Source organism: Streptomyces atriruber (assembly GCF_001418325.1).
Lineage (GTDB): Bacteria > Actinomycetota > Actinomycetes > Streptomycetales > Streptomycetaceae > Streptomyces > Streptomyces atriruber.
On sequence record NZ_LIPN01000042.1, the window covers coordinates 14,036 to 29,989 of the forward strand.

The window sequence follows — 15,954 nt, forward strand, 5'->3', positions numbered from 1 at the left end:
GAGAACGGGGCAGATCCAGTGGCAGCCACGACCGATGACGAGAAGCAGGACGAGGCGCCCGCGCCGGCCCCCGCACCACGGCGCCGCAGCCGCGGCCCCATCGCCACGGCGGTCAGCGTCTTCGGTGAACTCCTCATCACCGCGGGCCTCCTGCTCGGGCTCTTCGTCGTCTACTCCCTGTGGTGGACGAACGTCATAGCGGACCGGGAGGCGCACAAGCAGGGCGACCGGGTGCGCGACCACTGGGCGGCAGGACCCGGCTCCATCGACACCAAGGACGGCATCGGCTTCCTGCACGTACCCGCGATGGGCAAGGGCGAGGTTCTGGTCAAGCCGGGCACGAGCAACAAGGTCCTCAACGACGGAGTCGCCGGTTACTACAAGGACCCGATCAAGTCGGCGCTGCCCCAGGACAAGGAAGGCAACTTCACGCTGGCCGCGCACCGCGACGGGCACGGCGCGAAGTTCCACAAGATCGACAAGATCGGCAAGGGCGACGCGATCGTCTACGAGTCGCGGGACAAGTGGTACATCTACAAGGTGTACGCGATGCTGCCCGAGACCTCGAAGTACAACGTGAAGGTCCTGGACCCCGTCCCCAAGGAATCGGGCGCGAAGAAGCCGGGCCGCTACATCACGCTGACGACCTGCACGCCCGTCTACACGTCCCGCGACCGGTACGTCGTGTGGGGCGAGCTGGACCGCATCGAGAAGGTCGACGGCAAGCGGACGCCTCCGGCGGAGCTGAAGTAGTGCGAACGAGCTGAGCGACAACGCAGAAGCCCCGGTACCGCTCAGCGGTACCGGGGCTTCTACACGTGGGTCACTCGGGGATCAGTCCCACCAGTGGTTGCCGCCGTGGCCGTTGTTGCCGTCGGAGAGACCGCCGACGATGCCGCCGCCGTCGTCCCCGCCGCCACCGATGCCGTTGCCTCCGCCGCCGCCCGCGGTGGTCAGGTTGACCGCCGTGCCGGGCTGGGCCTTCTCGCCGGCGTTGGGCGTGGACAGGACCACGAGGGCATCGTCGTCCTGCGGGCCGGTGATGGTGCCGACGGACAGACCCGCGTCCTCGATGGCCTTGCGGGCGTCCTTCAGCTTCTGGCCGGTGAGGGGCGGAACCGTTGACTCCTCGGCCTTCTTGGCGACCTGGACGTTGACCGTGGAGCCGGGGTCGGCGGGCGTACCGGCCGAGGGCGTGGTCTTGATGACCTTGCCCTCCTCGACGTCCTCACTGGCCACGTCCTGGCGGGCGGGAGTGAAGCCGCTGTCCGTGATCTGCTTCGCCGCGGCTTCGTAGTCGAGGCCGGCGACGTCCGGGACGGTCTCCTGCTTCTTCTCCTTGGCGACGGTGAGCGTGATCTTCTCGCTCTTCTCCGCCTTGGTGTCGCCCTCGGGGTCCTGACGGATGACCTTGTTGGGGGTCCGGTCGGACTCCTCGGTGGCCTTCTCGATGTTGGTGAAGCCCTTGTCCTGGAGCTGCTTCTCGGCCACCTCGTAGCTGAGGCCCTGCACGTCCGGGACGGTGATCTTCGGCGAACCCGACGAGACGGTCACCGTGATGGTGTCGCCCTTCTTGACGTCGGCGTCCACCCCGGGGTTCTGGTCGCAGACCTCGCCCTTCGGGAACTTGGCGCACCGCTTGCGCTCGCCGACCTCAAACTTCAGGCCGACGTTCGTGGCGGACCTCTTGGCCTCATCCTCGGTCTCGCCGATGAGCTTCGGGGCCTTGATCGACCCGTCGCCCCCGCCGTCACCGCCGAAGGTGTACTTCCCGATGAGGATCGCGCCCACCAGGACGAGGATCCCGGCGAGGACGAGCAGCCACGTCGACGTGTTGCTCTTCTTCTGCCGGCGGCCGCGGCCCTCGTCGTAGCCGTAGCCCCCGTCGTCCGGGTTGACCGGCGGCAGCATGGACGTCTGGCCCCCGCCGTTCTGCGGGCGGAGCATCGCGGTCTGCTGGTCGTCCGAGTGGCCGCCGTAGCCGACCGCGCCCATGGCGGCGGTGGCCGCGACGGGCTGGCCGTCGAGGCAGGCCTCGATGTCGGCGCGCATCTCGTCGGCCGACTGGTAGCGGTAGTCCGGGTCCTTGGTGAGGGCCTTCAGGACGATGGCGTCCATCTCCGGCGTGATCTCGCCGTCGAAGACGCTCGGGGCCTGCGGCTCCTCACGTACGTGCTGGTAGGCCACGGCGACCGGGGAGTCGCCCACGAAGGGCGGCCGGACCGTGAGCAGCTCGTAGAGGAGACAACCCGTGGAGTAGAGGTCCGAGCGGGCGTCGACCTGCTCGCCCTTGGCCTGCTCCGGCGAGAGGTACTGCGCCGTGCCGATGACCGCGGCGGTCTGCGTCATCGTCATGCCGGAGTCGCCCATGGCGCGGGCGATGCCGAAGTCCATGACCTTGACCTGGCCGTTCCGCGTCAGCATGACGTTCGCCGGCTTGATGTCGCGGTGCACGATGCCGTTGCGGTGCGAGTACTCCAGGGCCTGGAGGATGCCGATCGTCATCTCCATGGCCCGCTCCGGCAGCAGCTTGCGGCCGGAGTGCAGCAGCTCGCGCAGCGTGGAGCCGTCGACGTACTCCATCACGATGTACGGGATGGAGACCCCGTCCACGTAGTCCTCGCCGGTGTCGTAGACCGCGACGATCGCCGGGTGGTTGAGCGAGGCGGCCGACTGGGCCTCACGGCGGAACCGGGCCTGGAACGACGGGTCGCGAGCGAGGTCCACACGCAGCGTCTTCACCGCCACGGTGCGGCCGAGGCGGGTGTCGTGCGCGAGGTAGACCTCCGCCATTCCGCCGCGGCCGAGCACCTGGCCCAGCTCGTACCGGCCGCCGAGGCGACGCGGCTCTTCCATAGCTATTCCAGCCCTCTCCGTCGGTCCCGACCGCACCGTTGTGTGGTCCGGCGGTGTGCTGTCCGGGCATACGGTACCCGGCTCCACTTGCGTGACCCGGCCGCGACCGTCACCCGATACCGGACCGGTACCGCAACGTGCACCGATGTGGAGGGCCCGTGACGGGGGTCACTTCTTACTGTCGATGACTGCCTTCATCACGTTCTTGGCGATGGGCGCGGCGAGGCCGCCGCCGGAGATGTCGTCACGGCTGGCGTCACTGTCCTCGACCACCACGGCGACGGCGACCGGCGAGCCGGAGTCCGTCTTCGCGTACGAGATGAACCAGGCGTACGGGTTCTTGCTGTTCGCGACGCCGTGCTGCGCCGTACCCGTCTTGCCTCCGACGGTGACGCCGGGGATCTGGGCCATGGTTCCCGTGCCCGACTTGACGACCGTCTCCATCATTTCCTGGAGCTTCTGGGCGTTCTCCTTCGAGAGCGGCTCGCTCATCTCCTTGGGCGAGTGCTTCTCGATGACGTCGAGGTTGCGGGCCTGCAGCTCGCTGACCATGTACGGCTCCATGAGCGTGCCGTCGTTGGCGATCGCGGAGGCGACCATGGCCATCTGCAGGGGCGTCGCGGCGGTCTCGAACTGGCCGATGGAGGACAGTGCGGTCTGCGGCCTGTCCATCTCCTCGGGGAAGTTCGAGGCGTTCGAGCGGACCGGGACGAACTGCTCGGAGTTGAAGCCGAACTTCTTGGCCGTCTCCAGCATCTTGTCCTTGCCGAGATCGGAGCCGATCTTGCCGAAGACCGTGTTGCAGGAGACCCGCAGCGCTTCGCGGAGCGAGGCGTTCTTGCAGGGCAGGTTGCCCTCGTTCGGCAGCGGCTGCGTGGTGTCCGGCATCGTCCACGGAAGGGGCGAGTCCGTCTTCTCGTCGACGCTGTCGTACAGACCGTGCTCCAGGGCGGCCGCCGCCGTGACCACCTTGAAGGTGGAGCCGGGCGGATAGGTCTCGCGCAGCGCGCGGTTGACCAGCGGCTTGTCCTTGCTCTTGTCGAGGTCGAGGAACTTCTGGGCCTCGGCGTTGGTGTTGCCCGCGAAGTCCCCCGGGTCGTACGAGGGAGTGGAGGCGAGTGCCAGGATCGCGCCCGTCGACGGGTCGATCGCGGCCACGGCGCCCTTGCCACGGCCCGTCAGGCCGTCGTACGCGGCCTTCTGCGCGGCACCGTTGAGGGTCGTGACGACATTGCCGCCCTCCTTCTTCTCGCCGGTCAGCATGTCGAGCGTGCGGCGGAAGAAGAGCCGGTCGTCGTTGCCGGTCAGGATGCCGTCGTCGATGTTTTCCAGCTGGTTGGCGCCGATGCGCTGCGAGGAGTAGCCGGTGACGGGGGCCCACATGGGCCCGTCCTTCCAGGTGCGCTTGTACTTCAGGTCGCTGCCCGGGGTGGCCTTGGAGCCGGTGATGGGCTTGCCGTCGACGATGATGTCGCCGCGCGGCTGGGAGTAGCGCTCGATGGTGACGCGGCGGTTCTTCTCGTGCTTGGCCAGGGAGTCGGCCTGCACGTACTGGAGCCAGTTGTCCCGGGCGAGCAGGGCGAGGACGAGCAGCCCGCAGAAGATCGCGATCCGGCGCAGGGGCTTGTTCACGGTCGGACCACCTGGGTCATTTCGGCGTCGGGGTTCGGTGCGGGGGACGGGGCGGGACGGCGCGCGGTGTCGCTGATCCGGATCAGGATGCCGATGAGGGCCCAGTTGGCGATGACGGAGGAACCGCCGTACGCCAGGAAGGGCATGGTCATACCCGTCAGCGGGATCAGGCCCATGACGCCGCCGGAGACGACGAACACCTGGATGGCGAAGGCTCCGGAGAGGCCGATCGCGAGGAGCTTGCCGAACGGGTCACGGGCGGCGAGCGCCGTGCGGACGCCGCGCTCCACGATCAGGCCGTAGATGAGCAGGATCGCCATCACGCCCGCCAGACCCATTTCCTCACCGAAGGTGGCGAGGATGAAGTCGGAGTTGGCGGCGAAGCCGATCAGGTCGGAGTTGCCCTGGCCGAGGCCGGTACCGAGCACGCCGCCGGAGCCGAACGCCATCAGGGACTGGGCGATCTGGTCACTGTTGTTCTGGATGACCGTCTCGGAGAACGGGTTGAGCCAGGCGTCCACACGCTGCTGAACATGGGGCTCGAACGAGGCCACGCCGACCGCGCCGACACCGGACATCAGGAGACCGAACACGATCCAGCTGGTGCGCTCCGTGGCGACGTAGAGCATCACGACGAACATGCCGAAGAACAGCAGCGACGTACCGAGGTCGGTCTCGAAGACGAGGATCAGGATCGACATCGCCCAGACGACGATGATCGGGCCGAGGTCGCGTCCGCGCGGGAGGTACAGCCCCATGAATCGGCGGCTGGCCAGGGCGAGCGCGTCGCGCTTCACCATCAGATAGCCGGCGAAGAAGATCGCGATGACGATCTTCGCGAACTCACCGGGCTGGATGGAGAAGCCGCCGATGCTGATCCAGATCTTGGCGCCGAACACGTTCATGCCGAGGCCCGGCACGAGCGGCAGGAGCAGCAGGACCAGGGCGCCGACCATGGAGATGTACGTGTAGCGCTGCAGGACGCGGTGGTCCTTGAGCAGGAGCAGCACGCCCACGAAGAGCGCGACACCGATCGCCGAGTACATCAGCTGGTTCGGCGCGGCCTGGACGAAGTTGTCCCGCTGCTGGAGCTTCTCCGACTGGTCGAGCCGCCAGATGATCACCAGGCCGAGGCCGTTGAGCAGCGTCGCGAGCGGCAGGAGCAGCGGGTCGGCGTACGCGGCGAACTTGCGCACGACGATGTGCCCGACGCCGGCCAGCAGGCCGAGGCCCAGGCCGTAGCCGAGCATGCCCGTGGGCACCTCACCGGTGAGCGCGAGGCCCACGTTCATGTAGGCGAACAGCGGGATGACGACGGCGAACGCGAGCAGCGCGAGCTCGGTGTTGCGCCGGCTCGGCGCTCCGATCGCGCCGATCGTCGACGTGTGTGTAGTACTACTGCTCATGGCGTGCAGAGGCCCCCAACGGCTGCTTACTGCTTACCGCACAGCGGGACCAGCTTCTGCTCATCCTCGGAGAGGCTGGGGCCGGGTGTGGGAGTCGGTGCGGTCTTGGACTTGTTCTTGTCGGTCGAGTTGTTCTTGTCGTTCTTGTCGGTCCTGGCGTCCGTGCCGGGCGTGGTCGGGTCCGGGGTCGGCGCGGTGCGCAGTCCCGTCGTGCCGCCCGCTTCGCCCTCGCCGGTCTTGGCGTTGTTCTCGCGCTCGACCTCGCGGCGCTCCGCGTCCTTCTTGCACGCGGTGGCCTGCAGACCCAGCTCGTCGATCTTGCTCTTGGCCTCGTCGAGGCTGTCCTCGACGATGTTGGCCTCGACCTGCTTGCGCTGGTACGGCGGCAGGTACTTGAGTTCGACCTCGGGGTGGTCCTTCTCGACCTTCGACAGGCTGACCCACGCGAGGTCCTGGTCGATGCCCCTGTAGAGGGCTACGTGCTTGTCCTTCGTGCCCACGTAGTACTGGGTCTGCGTCCAGCGATAGCCGCCGTAGAGGCCGCCGCCGATGACGGCGAGAGCGAGCACTCCGTAGAGCGATCTCTTGAGCCACTTGCGGCCGCCACCGGGCTTTACGAAGTCCTCGTCGTCGTACGCCCCGAAGCTGCCCTCGGGGACGTACCCCGTGGTGTCGCCGCTGCCGGGCGGGCCGAAGCCGCCCCCTCCCTGGGGGGCCTGCGGCGGCACCGGGCGGCCGAGGCCGGACGCACGGCCCGCGGGGGTCTGCATCGCGCCGTCGTCCTGCGACTGGAGCTGGTTCTCGGCGACCGCGCCGACGACCACGGGGGTGTCGGACAGCTGGCCGGCGAGGGTGTCGCCGCTGTCGATGTCCAGGACGTCGGCGACGATCACGGTGATGTTGTCGGGGCCGCCGCCGCGCAGCGCGAGCTGGATGAGCTCCTGCACGGTCTCCTGAGGGCCCTGGTAGGACGCGAGGGCGTCCTCCATGGTCTGGTGCGAGACGACTCCGGAGAGGCCGTCCGAGCAGATCAGATACCGGTCGCCGGCGCGCACTTCGCGGATCGACAGATCGGGCTCCACGTGGTCGCCGCTGCCCAGCGCGCGCATGAGGAGGGACCTCTGCGGGTGGGTGGTGGCCTCCTCCTCGGTGATGCGGCCCTCGTCGACGAGGCGCTGCACCCAGGTGTGGTCCTGAGTGATCTGCGTCAGGACGCCGTCCCGCAGGAGGTAGGCGCGCGAGTCGCCCACGTGCACCAGGCCGAGGCGCTGTCCCGTCCACAGGAGCGCGGTCAGGGTGGTCCCCATGCCCTCGAGCTGGGGGTCTTCCTCGACCATCATGCGCAGCTGGTCGTTGGCCCGCTGCACGGCGGTGCCCAGCGACGTCAGGATGTCCGAGCCCGGGACGTCGTCGTCGAGCGTGACGAGCGTCGAGATGACCTCGGAGCTCGCCACCTCACCCGCGGCCTGGCCCCCCATGCCGTCGGCAATCGCGAGGAGACGTGGGCCGGCGTAACCGGAGTCCTCGTTCCCCTCCCGGATCATGCCTTTGTGCGATCCGGCGGCGAAGCGCAAAGACAGACTCATGCGCACCTCGCCCGTCGGCTCCGGGTACATCCGCACGGTGCCCACCCTCCGGTCGGGAGCGCGCCGGCGTCCAGTGCCTGGACAGCCGTTTCGGCTCGCTCGCTCCGCTCGCGCTCTGTCATGACGTAGTACTACTTCCGCAGCTCGATGACGGTCTTGCCGATGCGGATCGGCGCGCCCAGCGGAACGGGCGTCGGGGTGGTGAGTCGGGTCCGGTCGAGATACGTGCCGTTGGTGGACCCGAGATCCTCGACGATCCACTGGCCGTCACGGTCCGGGTAGATCCTGGCATGCCTGCTGGAGGCGTAGTCGTCGTCCAGCACGATCGTGGAGTCGTGCGCACGGCCCAGCGTGATGGTCTGGCCCTGCAGCGCGACCGTCGTCCCGGCGAGGATGCCCTCGGAGACGACCAGCTTGCTGGGGGCGCCGCGCCGCTGACGGCCACCGCCGCCCTGCTGCTGGCGCTGCTGTGGGGGTGCGGCCTGCTGTTGGCGGGCGGCCTGCTGCGGCCGCTCGCGCCGGGAACCGCGCTGTGTGACGCGCGTTCCGAACAGGTCGCTGCGGATGACCTGGACGGCCACGATCACGAACAGCCACAGAACGGCCAGAAAACCTAGCCGCATGACCGTCAGGGTCAGCTCTGACATTGCCCCCGCTTCACCCTTCGGCTTGCCGGTAAACGATGGTGGTTTGGCCCACGACGATCCGCGAGCCGTCGCGGAGCGTAGCGCGGGTGGTGTGCTGCCCGTCTACCACGATGCCGTTGGTAGACCCGAGATCCTGGATCGTCGAGGGCGTTCCGGTCCGGATCTCACAGTGCCGGCGGGATACGCCGGGGTCGTCGATCCGCACATCGGCGTCGGTGCTGCGACCCAGCACCAGCGTCGGGCGGGAGATCTGATGGCGATTGCCGTTGATCTCGATCCAGCGCCGCACCTGGGCGCCCGGAAGTGGTCCCGCACCGGGGCCCGCGGGCCTGTTCGGAGCCGGGGACTGCCCGCTGGGGCGACCCGCGCCGGGCGGCGGCGCGGCGGGCATGGGAGGTGCGCCTCCGGGCGAACCGGAGGGTGGCTGCGGATAGCCGGCTCCACCCGCCCCCGCGCCACCTGCGCCGCGGCCGGGGGCCGTAGGGCCGCTGGGGCCCGCGGAGGGGTGCTCGGGAGCCTGGGAGCTGCTGGAGGCGAGGGTGCGGCTACGCACGCGGTACAGGCCGGTGTCGAGATCCTCGGCCTTCTCCAGGTGGACCTTGATGGGGCCCATGAAGCTGTACCGCTGCTGCTTCGCGTAGTCACGCACCATGCCGGAGAGCTCGTCGCCGAGCTGGCCCGAGTACGGGCTGAGTCTCTCGAAGTCGGGTGCGCTGAGCTCCACGATGAAGTCGTTCGGGACGACGGTCCGCTCGCGGTTCCAGATCGTCGCGTTGTTGTCGCACTCCCGCTGGAGCGCGCCGGCGATCTCGACGGGCTGGACCTCGGACTTGAACACCTTGGCGAAGGTGCCGTTGACCAGACCTTCAAGTCGCTGTTCGAACTTCTTCAGGACTCCCATGGGGCACCTCCTCCGTCGTAGTCATCCTGGTACTGCTTACTGATCGTATCCACGCGCCGGGAAATCGGCTGGTTCCCCCTGTCCGCCCAGTCGACGAGTGTCGCCTCTCACAAGACATGCCCGCACAAGCGTCCGGGGATCCTCCCAGGACCCCTGATGGAGCCCTGATCCGTGGCCCCGGAGCCCCGTACGGGCAGCTGCTCGGGACGTCTGCTCGAGCCTCCTTTTACAAGGGATCGTAGAGGGGGCCCAAAGCCAGTGTCCCGCACCTGGCTGTGGACCTCGGCGACCTCGGCCGGGGAGGGGGCGAATACGGGACCGGGGCGCCGGACGGGTCCGGTTCGGCTCGTGGGGCGGATGGGACCCGTCCGGGGCCGGGGCAGAGCTTCTGGGGCCAGGTGCCCGCCGAATACGGATGTGAATCCACCCTCTGCAGCGTGCTAATCTTCTGGATGTCGGCAGGCGCTCGCACCACACAGTGGGAGACCCAAAGACAGCACCCATGCGCGGGTGGCGGAATAGGCAGACGCGCTGGATTCAGGTTCCAGTGCCCGCAAGGGCGTGGGGGTTCAACTCCCCCCTCGCGCACAACGAGGAAGCGGTCCTCCTCCGGATGAAAGTCCGGAAGGGGGCCGCTTCTTTTTTGCCCTCTTGACGGGATGGTGATGTATGTCACCGAAGTTATCCACAGGCTCTGACGGGGGTCGGCGAGCGGCGGTACCTTCGAGGCCGGATTCGTGGTTGGCCGATGGCCGACGGGGGGCGATGAGCATGGTGGAGCACGGCGGGAGGATTCCCGGGCAGCGGGGCGAGCGGCTGCCGCGGGTGCGGGGGTTCGCCGAGTGGCCCGCGCAGGGGTCGCCGAAGGCGGAGGGCAAGGCGCTGCGGCGGCAGGTGCCCCGTGCCGCGCACGCGGAGTTCGAGGTGGACGGCGGGCGGCCCGATCCCGTGGCCGTCATGGAGGAGTCCAACCGCAGCCGGCTCCCCGAGCTCGCGCCGATCCGGGTCGGCAGGATGGCTGCCTCGCCCTTCGCGTTCCTGCGGGGCTCCGCGGGACTCATGGCGTACGACCTCGCGCGCACCCCGCTCTCCGGCATCGGCGCGCAGATATGCGGAGACGCGCACGCGGGGAACTTCGGGTTGTACGGGGACGCGCGCGGCGGCCTCGTCATCGACTTGAACGACTTCGACGAGACGGCGCACGGCCCCTGGGAGTGGGACCTCAAGCGCCTGGCCGCGTCCCTGGTGCTCGCGGGGCGCGAGGCGGGGGCGAGCGAGGACGCCTGCGAGGAGGCGGCCCTGGACGCCGTCGGGGCGTATCGCCGCACGATGCGGCTGCTCGCGAAGCTCCCGGTCCTCGACGCGTGGAACGCCATCGCGGACGAGCAGCTGGTCTCGCACACGGACGCGCGCGACCTGCTCGGCACTCTGGAGCGGGTCGCCGAGAAGGCGCGGAAGAACACGAGTGCCCGCTTCGCGGCGAAGTCGACGGAGCAGGCCGTGAGCGGGGACGGTGCCGAGGGGCGCCGCTTCGTCGACGCCCCGCCCGTGCTGCGGCGCGTGCCGGACGCGGAGGCCGCCTCGGTGGCGGCGGCCCTCGGGGAGTACGTGGGCACGCTGACCGAGGACCGGCTGCCGCTGCTCGCGCGGTATGCGATCCAGGACGTGGCGTTCCGCGTGGTCGGCACGGGAAGCGTCGGGCTGCGGTCGTATGTGGTGCTGCTGCTCGACCACCGGGGCGAGCCGTTGGTGCTCCAGGTCAAGGAGGCGCGGCCCTCCGCGCTGCTGCCGCATCTGCCGGTGGCCGGCTTCAAGGCACCGGAGACCCTGCACGAAGGACACCGGGTGGTGCTCGGCCAGAAGCGGATGCAGGTCGTCAGCGACTTCCTGCTCGGCTGGACGACGGTCGACGGACTGCCTTTCCAGGTGAGGCAGTTCAGGAACCGCAAGGGCAGTGTGGACCCGGCCGAGCTGGCCGCGGACCAGGTGGACGACTACGGCCGCATGACCGGCGCCCTGCTGGCCCGCGCGCACGCGCACAGTGCGGACCCGCGCCTCATAGCGGGGTACTGCGGGAAGAACGACGAGCTGGACGAGGCGATGGCGCGTTTCGCGACGGCGTACGCGGACCGTACGGAGTCCGACCACGCGCTGCTGGTGCGGGCGGTCAAGGAGGGGCGGGTGGCGGCGGAGACAGGGGTGTGACGGTGGAGGGTTCGGGTGTGGTGCGGGTGGGTTTCCTGGGTGGCGTCCTCGGTGGCCTAGGCTGGGCGGGTGACGACCCCGGAAGCCGAGCCGACGCAGCCCGAGACTCCTGAGACTCCCCGAGAGGGAGCGCAGCAGTCGGGTTCCGAAGGGCGGCTCAAGGAGCAGCTGAAGGCGCGGCTCAGGGAGCGGTCCGAAGCGCGGTCGGGCGACGGCGACGAGGGGCGTGCCGCCGAGGAGCCGCCCAAGGAACGCCCGGAGGAGCGGCTCGAGAGGGCCGTGCGCGCTGCCGAGCAGGCGCTGATCGAGTACGAGATCGCGCTGGAGACCTTCCGCGTGGAGGTCGAGAACTTCTCTCGCCTGCACCACCAGAAGCTCGGCCCGATGTACGCCCGGCTCGACGAGCTGGACGCGCAGATCGCCGAGGCCACCGCCGCCCGCACCGGCGACCCGGAGGACCGGCGCAAGGCGGCGGAGGCTCGGGCACAGGTGATGCCGATGCCCGGCGTCGAGGAGCTGTTCCACGGCTGGATGGACGGTGAGGGGCTCTACCCCGAGGCCGCCGCGATGCTCACCGACCAGTCGGTGCGGCCGCCGCAGCGGGTGCGCCCCGGCGAGGAGGCCCGCAAGCTCTATCGCGAGCTGGCCCGCAAGGCGCATCCGGATCTGGCGCAGGAGGAGGGCGAGCGGCAGCGGCGCGAGGAGTTCATCACGCGTGTCAACGCCGCCTACGCCCGCGGTGACGAGGCGATGCTGCGGGAGCTGTCCGAGGAGTGGGCCGCGGGCCCGGTTCCCGAGGAGCAGCGGCTCACCCGCAGCGAGGAGCTGTACGCCAGGCTGGAGTGGCTCGCCCAGCGCAAGGAGCTCCTCACGGTCCTCGCCAAGGAGCTGGAGGAGAGCGCGATCGGCGGCATGCTGCGTCTCGCGCCGGACGACCCGGACACGCTGCTCGACGAGATCGCCGAGCAGCTGCTCGCGCAGGTCGCCGAGCGTGAGGCGGAGCTGGCGCGACTGCGCGACTGACGGCGCGGCCCTTCGGGTAGCGTCGGGGGCATGGTTTTCGGATCTCAGGTGCCCACGGTCGGCATCGACGACCTCACGAGCGGTGACTTTCTGCTGGACGTCCGGGAGGACGAGGAGTGGCAGGCGGGGCATGCCGCGGGCGCGCTGCACATCCCGATGAGTGAATTCGTCTCCCGGTACGGCGAGTTGACCGAGGCCGCGCCGCAGGACGGCAAGGTCAACGTCATCTGCCGGTCCGGTGGACGCTCCGCCCAGGTCGCCATGTACCTCGGGCAGCAGGGCATCGAGGCGTTCAACGTCGCCGGTGGCATGGAGGCGTGGGCGGCCGCCGGGCGGCCCGTTGTCGACGATAAGGGCGAGCCGGGCACCGTGATCTGACCGCAGTCCCCGTCGCGGTGCCGTTCCCTGTCGCGGTTCCGGCGCCTGTCGTGGTTCCGGCCCCGGTCTTGGTCGGGGCCTCAGCCGAGTGCGTGGGCGGCCAGCAGGTCGCCCAGAGCCTCCTCGTGCGCCGCCGCCGGGCCGAGGGAGAGCTCCAACTGCTTGGCCCAGGCGTGATAGCGGTGCAGGGGGTAGTCGGTGTCGGCGCCGAAGCCGCCGTGCAGGTGCTGTGCGGTCTGCACGACCCTTCGTACGCCTTCCGAAGCCCAGATCTTGGCGACGGCCACGTCTCCCGCCGCGGGCAGGGCGCCGTCCGCCCCGGTGCTCACGCGCCAGGCGGCCTGCCAGAGGGTGACCTCCATCGAACGCAGGTCGATGTAGCGGTCGGCCGCCTGCACGGCCACGGCCTGGAACGTGGCCACGGAGTGGCCGAACTGCTCCCGCTTGCTGACGTATTCACTCGTCATCCGCAGGACCCCTTCACCGAGCCCGAGCGCGAGCGCGCAGGTTCCGGTGGCGAGCAGCTCGCGCAGCCGTTCCCAGGCGCCGTCGGCGTCGATGACGTCGGACGCGGCGATGCGCACGCCCTCCAGGCGGAGCTCGCCGAGGCGTTCACCGCTGGTGGAGATCTGCTCGGCGACGGTCAGACCTTCGTGGACGCGGGGGACGAGGGCGAGGAGGGTGCGGCCATCGGGCGTGTGGGCGGGTACGGCCACGAGGTCTGCGTTCTGCGCCCAGGGCACGCCCGTCTGGAGCCCGTCCAGGATCCAGCTGTCGCCGTCGCGCTGGGCGGTGACGGCCAGGTCGGCCGGGTCGTGGCCGGTGCGGCCGTTGGCGGCGACCGTCAGGACGAGGTCGCCGCGCGCGGCCGCGGGAAGGACCTTCCGCTTCAACTCGTCCCCGCCGTGGGCCTGGACCGCGAGCGCGGCGGCGCTGCTCTCCAGGAGAGGGACCCGCGCGAGCACCTTCGCGGACTCGCGCAGCACCAGGCACAGGGCGATGGCGTCCAGGCCCACGCCGCCGTGCTCCGGGGTGATGAGCACGCCCAGCAGGTCGGCGTCGGCGAGCCGGGCCCACAGGGCGCGGTCGAAGTCCTCGGCGACCGCCCCGGGCGTGAGGGCGGGGCTCGGCACCCCGTCCGGCTTCACGTCCGCGAAGATGGCCCGCGCCGCCTCGACCACGGCCTGCTGTTCCTCGGTGAAGGTGAAGTCCACTGCCCGTCCTCCCGCGCCCCGGCCGACCGACGTCTCCGTCGCCTCTTCCGCCTCTTCGTATCTGACGGTGCGTCAAGATAGAACAGGTTCTATGGGAAGGGAACAGGCAGGGAGAGCGCAGGTCTCGGCGGGCGCGCAGGTGTGAGCGTGCGGGTGGGGCGTCAGTGGGCAGGCAGGATGTCGGCGGGTAGGCCGGGCGTCAGCGGTCGAAGTCCAGCTCCACGGTGTCCGTGGCCGGACGGGACTGGCACGCCAGCACATAACCGGCCTCCGTCTCCTCCGGCTCCAACGCGAAGTTGCGGTCCATCCGGACCTCGCCCGAGACGCGGAAGGCCCGGCAGGTGCCGCATACCCCGCCCTTGCAGGCGTAGGGAGCGTCGGCGCGGTTGCGCAGCACCGTCTCCAGGAGGGTTTCCCCGCTCTGTACGGGCCAGGTGCCCGAGCGGCCGTCCAGGGTCGCCGTCACCGTGCTGTGCGCGGGCGCAGGGGTCGAAGGGACGGCGGCGGTGACGCCCCCGTCATCCACGTGGAAGATCTCCTCGTGGACGCGGCGGCGGGGGACACCGAGGGCGCGCAGCGTCCGCTCCGCACCCTGCACCAGGCCGAACGGGCCGCACAGGAACCAGCCCTCGATCTCCGCAACGGGCAGCAGCGCGGGCAGCAACTGGGTGAGCCGCTCCTCGTCGAGCCGTCCGGAGCCGAGACCCGCCTGCTGCTCCTCCCGGGACAGCACGGTGACCAGCTGGAACCGGTCGGGCCAGCGGTCCTTCAGGTCGGCGACCTCCTCCAGGAACATCGTCGACGCGGCGCTGCGGTCGCTCCGGATGAGGCAGAAGTCCGCCTTCGGCTCGCGCTCCAGGAGCGTCGTGACGATGGAGAGCACCGGAGTGATGCCGCTGCCGCCGACGATCGCCGCATAGCGCCCCGGCGCCGGGTCCAGCGTGAACCGTCCGGCCGGTGTCATCACCTCCAGCTCGTCGCCTACGGCGACTTCCTTGAAGGCGTACGTGGAGAAGGCGCCGTCCTCGACGAGGCGCACCCCGACGCGCAGGGCCCGGGGCTCCTCCGGGGCGTCCACGGGCGGGGCCGCGGAGCAGATCGAGTACGTACGCCGGATCTCCGTGCCGTCCGCGAAGCGGCGGATGGCGAGGTGCTGGCCCGGCGTGAAGCGGTACTCCTCGCGCAGGGGCGGCGGCACGTCGAACGTCAGCGTCACGGAGTCGTCGGTGAGCCGGTCGACCGCCGCTACCCGGAGCGGGTGGAAGCGGGCCATCACAACTCCTTGAAGTGGTCGAAGGGTTCACGGCAGGAGGCGCAGCGGCGCAGTGCCTTGCAGGCCGTGGAGGAGAAGCGGCTGAGCAGCTCGGTGTCCGTCGAGCCGCAGTGCGGGCAGCGGATCGACAGGCTCAGCGGGACGGGGCCGTCCGCCGAGTGGGAACGCGGGGGAGCTATGCCGAACTCGGCCAGCTTGCGGCGGCCCTCGGCGCTGATGTCGTCGGTGGACCAGGCGGGGGAGAGAACCGTGCGCACCGCGACGTCGGCCACGCCGTGGTCGTGCAGGACCTGCTCGATGTCGGCGGACATGGCCTCTATCGCCGGGCAGCCCGTGTACGTAGGGGTCAGCTCGACGTCGACCTTGCCCGGGGCGAGGACCCGCACGCCGCGCACCACACCGAGCTCGGCCAGCGTCAGCACGGGCAGCTCGGGGTCGGGCACCGAGCCCGCGAGGGCCAGGAGCTCCGCCTCCAGCGCGGTGAGCGTGGTCGTCACCATGACGCCCCCGGGTGGCTGCGGTGCAGGTGCTGCATCTCGGCGAGCATCCGGCCGAACGATTCGGTGTGCAGTCCCTCGCGGCCTGCGCCCGCCGTCCACGCGCCGGTCTGCGGGCCCTCGGGCACGGTCAGGGTCGCCCGCTCGATGACCGCTGTCACCGAAGCGGTCCAACTCTGCCGCAGCGCCTGCCAGTCGGCGTCCAGCCCCGGCACCGGTTTGAACATCTCGCCGGTGAACCGCCACAGCGCGTCGATGCCCGCCTGCATCCGCGCGTGGCTCTCGTCCGTGCCGTCGCCGAGCCGCAGGGTCCACTGCTCGGCGTGGTCCTGGTGG

14 protein-coding genes and 1 tRNA gene are annotated in these 15,954 nt (G+C 70.1%); 5 read left to right on the forward strand and 10 right to left on the reverse strand.

What is annotated here, in order from left to right; genetic code table 11:
• Positions 1–18: 18 nt before the first annotated feature.
• The gene (locus AOK03_RS05215; RefSeq protein WP_055563966.1) at positions 19–753 is read left to right on the forward strand and encodes a class E sortase; all 735 of its coding nucleotides are present in this window, start codon (positions 19–21) and stop codon (positions 751–753) included.
• 81 nt (positions 754–834) lie between these two features.
• Here the strand turns inward: AOK03_RS05215 and pknB are convergent, their stop codons facing one another.
• From pknB to AOK03_RS05245, 6 genes are all read right to left on the reverse strand, one after another.
• On the reverse strand, positions 835–2,856 hold the full coding sequence (gene pknB / locus AOK03_RS05220) for a Stk1 family PASTA domain-containing Ser/Thr kinase (protein WP_055563967.1): 2,022 nt from the start codon (positions 2,854–2,856) through the stop codon (positions 835–837).
• Positions 2,857–3,024: 168 nt separating this feature from the next.
• Complete coding sequence (locus AOK03_RS05225) at positions 3,025–4,488, reverse strand: peptidoglycan D,D-transpeptidase FtsI family protein (RefSeq protein ID WP_055563968.1); 1,464 nt, start codon at positions 4,486–4,488, stop codon at positions 3,025–3,027.
• Complete coding sequence (locus tag AOK03_RS05230; RefSeq protein WP_055563969.1) at positions 4,485–5,894, reverse strand: FtsW/RodA/SpoVE family cell cycle protein; 1,410 nt, start codon at positions 5,892–5,894, stop codon at positions 4,485–4,487. The genes AOK03_RS05225 and AOK03_RS05230 overlap by 4 nt, the downstream gene beginning before the upstream one ends.
• 26 nt (positions 5,895–5,920) lie before the next feature.
• A complete protein-coding gene (locus tag AOK03_RS05235) occupies positions 5,921–7,480 on the reverse strand; it encodes a Stp1/IreP family PP2C-type Ser/Thr phosphatase (protein ID WP_244177485.1) in 1,560 nt (519 codons plus the stop codon).
• 131 nt (positions 7,481–7,611) lie between these two features.
• Positions 7,612–8,127 carry an FHA domain-containing protein FhaB/FipA gene (locus tag AOK03_RS05240; protein WP_055563971.1) on the reverse strand — a complete coding sequence of 172 codons (516 nt, stop codon included), beginning with the start codon at positions 8,125–8,127 and terminating at the stop codon, positions 7,612–7,614.
• 10 nt (positions 8,128–8,137) lie between these two features.
• A complete protein-coding gene (locus tag AOK03_RS05245) occupies positions 8,138–9,028 on the reverse strand; it encodes an FhaA domain-containing protein (protein WP_055563972.1) in 891 nt (296 codons plus the stop codon).
• 504 nt (positions 9,029–9,532) lie between these two features.
• Here AOK03_RS05245 and AOK03_RS05250 point away from each other — a divergent pair.
• The 4 genes from AOK03_RS05250 to AOK03_RS05265 all read left to right on the forward strand — a co-directional run bounded on the left by AOK03_RS05250 (position 9,533) and on the right by AOK03_RS05265 (position 12,634).
• Positions 9,533–9,616, forward strand: a tRNA-Leu gene (locus AOK03_RS05250).
• Between the two features lie 177 nt (positions 9,617–9,793).
• Complete coding sequence (locus AOK03_RS05255; protein WP_055563973.1) at positions 9,794–11,233, forward strand: DUF2252 domain-containing protein; 1,440 nt, start codon at positions 9,794–9,796, stop codon at positions 11,231–11,233.
• A gap of 69 nt (positions 11,234–11,302) precedes the next feature.
• Complete coding sequence (locus AOK03_RS05260) at positions 11,303–12,256, forward strand: hypothetical protein (RefSeq protein ID WP_079074496.1); 954 nt, start codon at positions 11,303–11,305, stop codon at positions 12,254–12,256.
• A 48-nt stretch (positions 12,257–12,304) separates the two neighbouring features.
• Positions 12,305–12,634 (forward strand): rhodanese-like domain-containing protein, encoded by a 330-nt coding sequence (locus AOK03_RS05265; protein ID WP_055563974.1) that lies wholly within the window; start codon positions 12,305–12,307, stop codon positions 12,632–12,634.
• An 80-nt stretch (positions 12,635–12,714) separates the two neighbouring features.
• Here the strand turns inward: AOK03_RS05265 and AOK03_RS05270 are convergent, their stop codons facing one another.
• From AOK03_RS05270 to AOK03_RS43775, 4 genes are all read right to left on the reverse strand, one after another.
• Positions 12,715–13,848 carry an acyl-CoA dehydrogenase family protein gene (locus tag AOK03_RS05270; protein ID WP_055563975.1) on the reverse strand — a complete coding sequence of 378 codons (1,134 nt, stop codon included), beginning with the start codon at positions 13,846–13,848 and terminating at the stop codon, positions 12,715–12,717.
• Positions 13,849–14,047: 199 nt separating this feature from the next.
• Positions 14,048–15,121, reverse strand: coding sequence for a 2Fe-2S iron-sulfur cluster-binding protein (locus AOK03_RS05275; RefSeq protein ID WP_055563976.1), 1,074 nt, complete (start codon positions 15,119–15,121; stop codon positions 14,048–14,050).
• Positions 15,121–15,621 (reverse strand): 1,2-phenylacetyl-CoA epoxidase subunit PaaD, encoded by a 501-nt coding sequence (gene paaD, locus AOK03_RS05280; RefSeq protein WP_055563977.1) that lies wholly within the window; start codon positions 15,619–15,621, stop codon positions 15,121–15,123. Before paaD ends, AOK03_RS05275 begins: the two co-directional genes overlap by 1 nt.
• Positions 15,615–15,954, reverse strand: a 340-nt coding sequence (locus AOK03_RS43775) for a 1,2-phenylacetyl-CoA epoxidase subunit PaaC (RefSeq protein WP_244177486.1), incomplete at its 5' end; no start/stop codon positions are given. The genes paaD and AOK03_RS43775, both read right to left, overlap by 7 nt.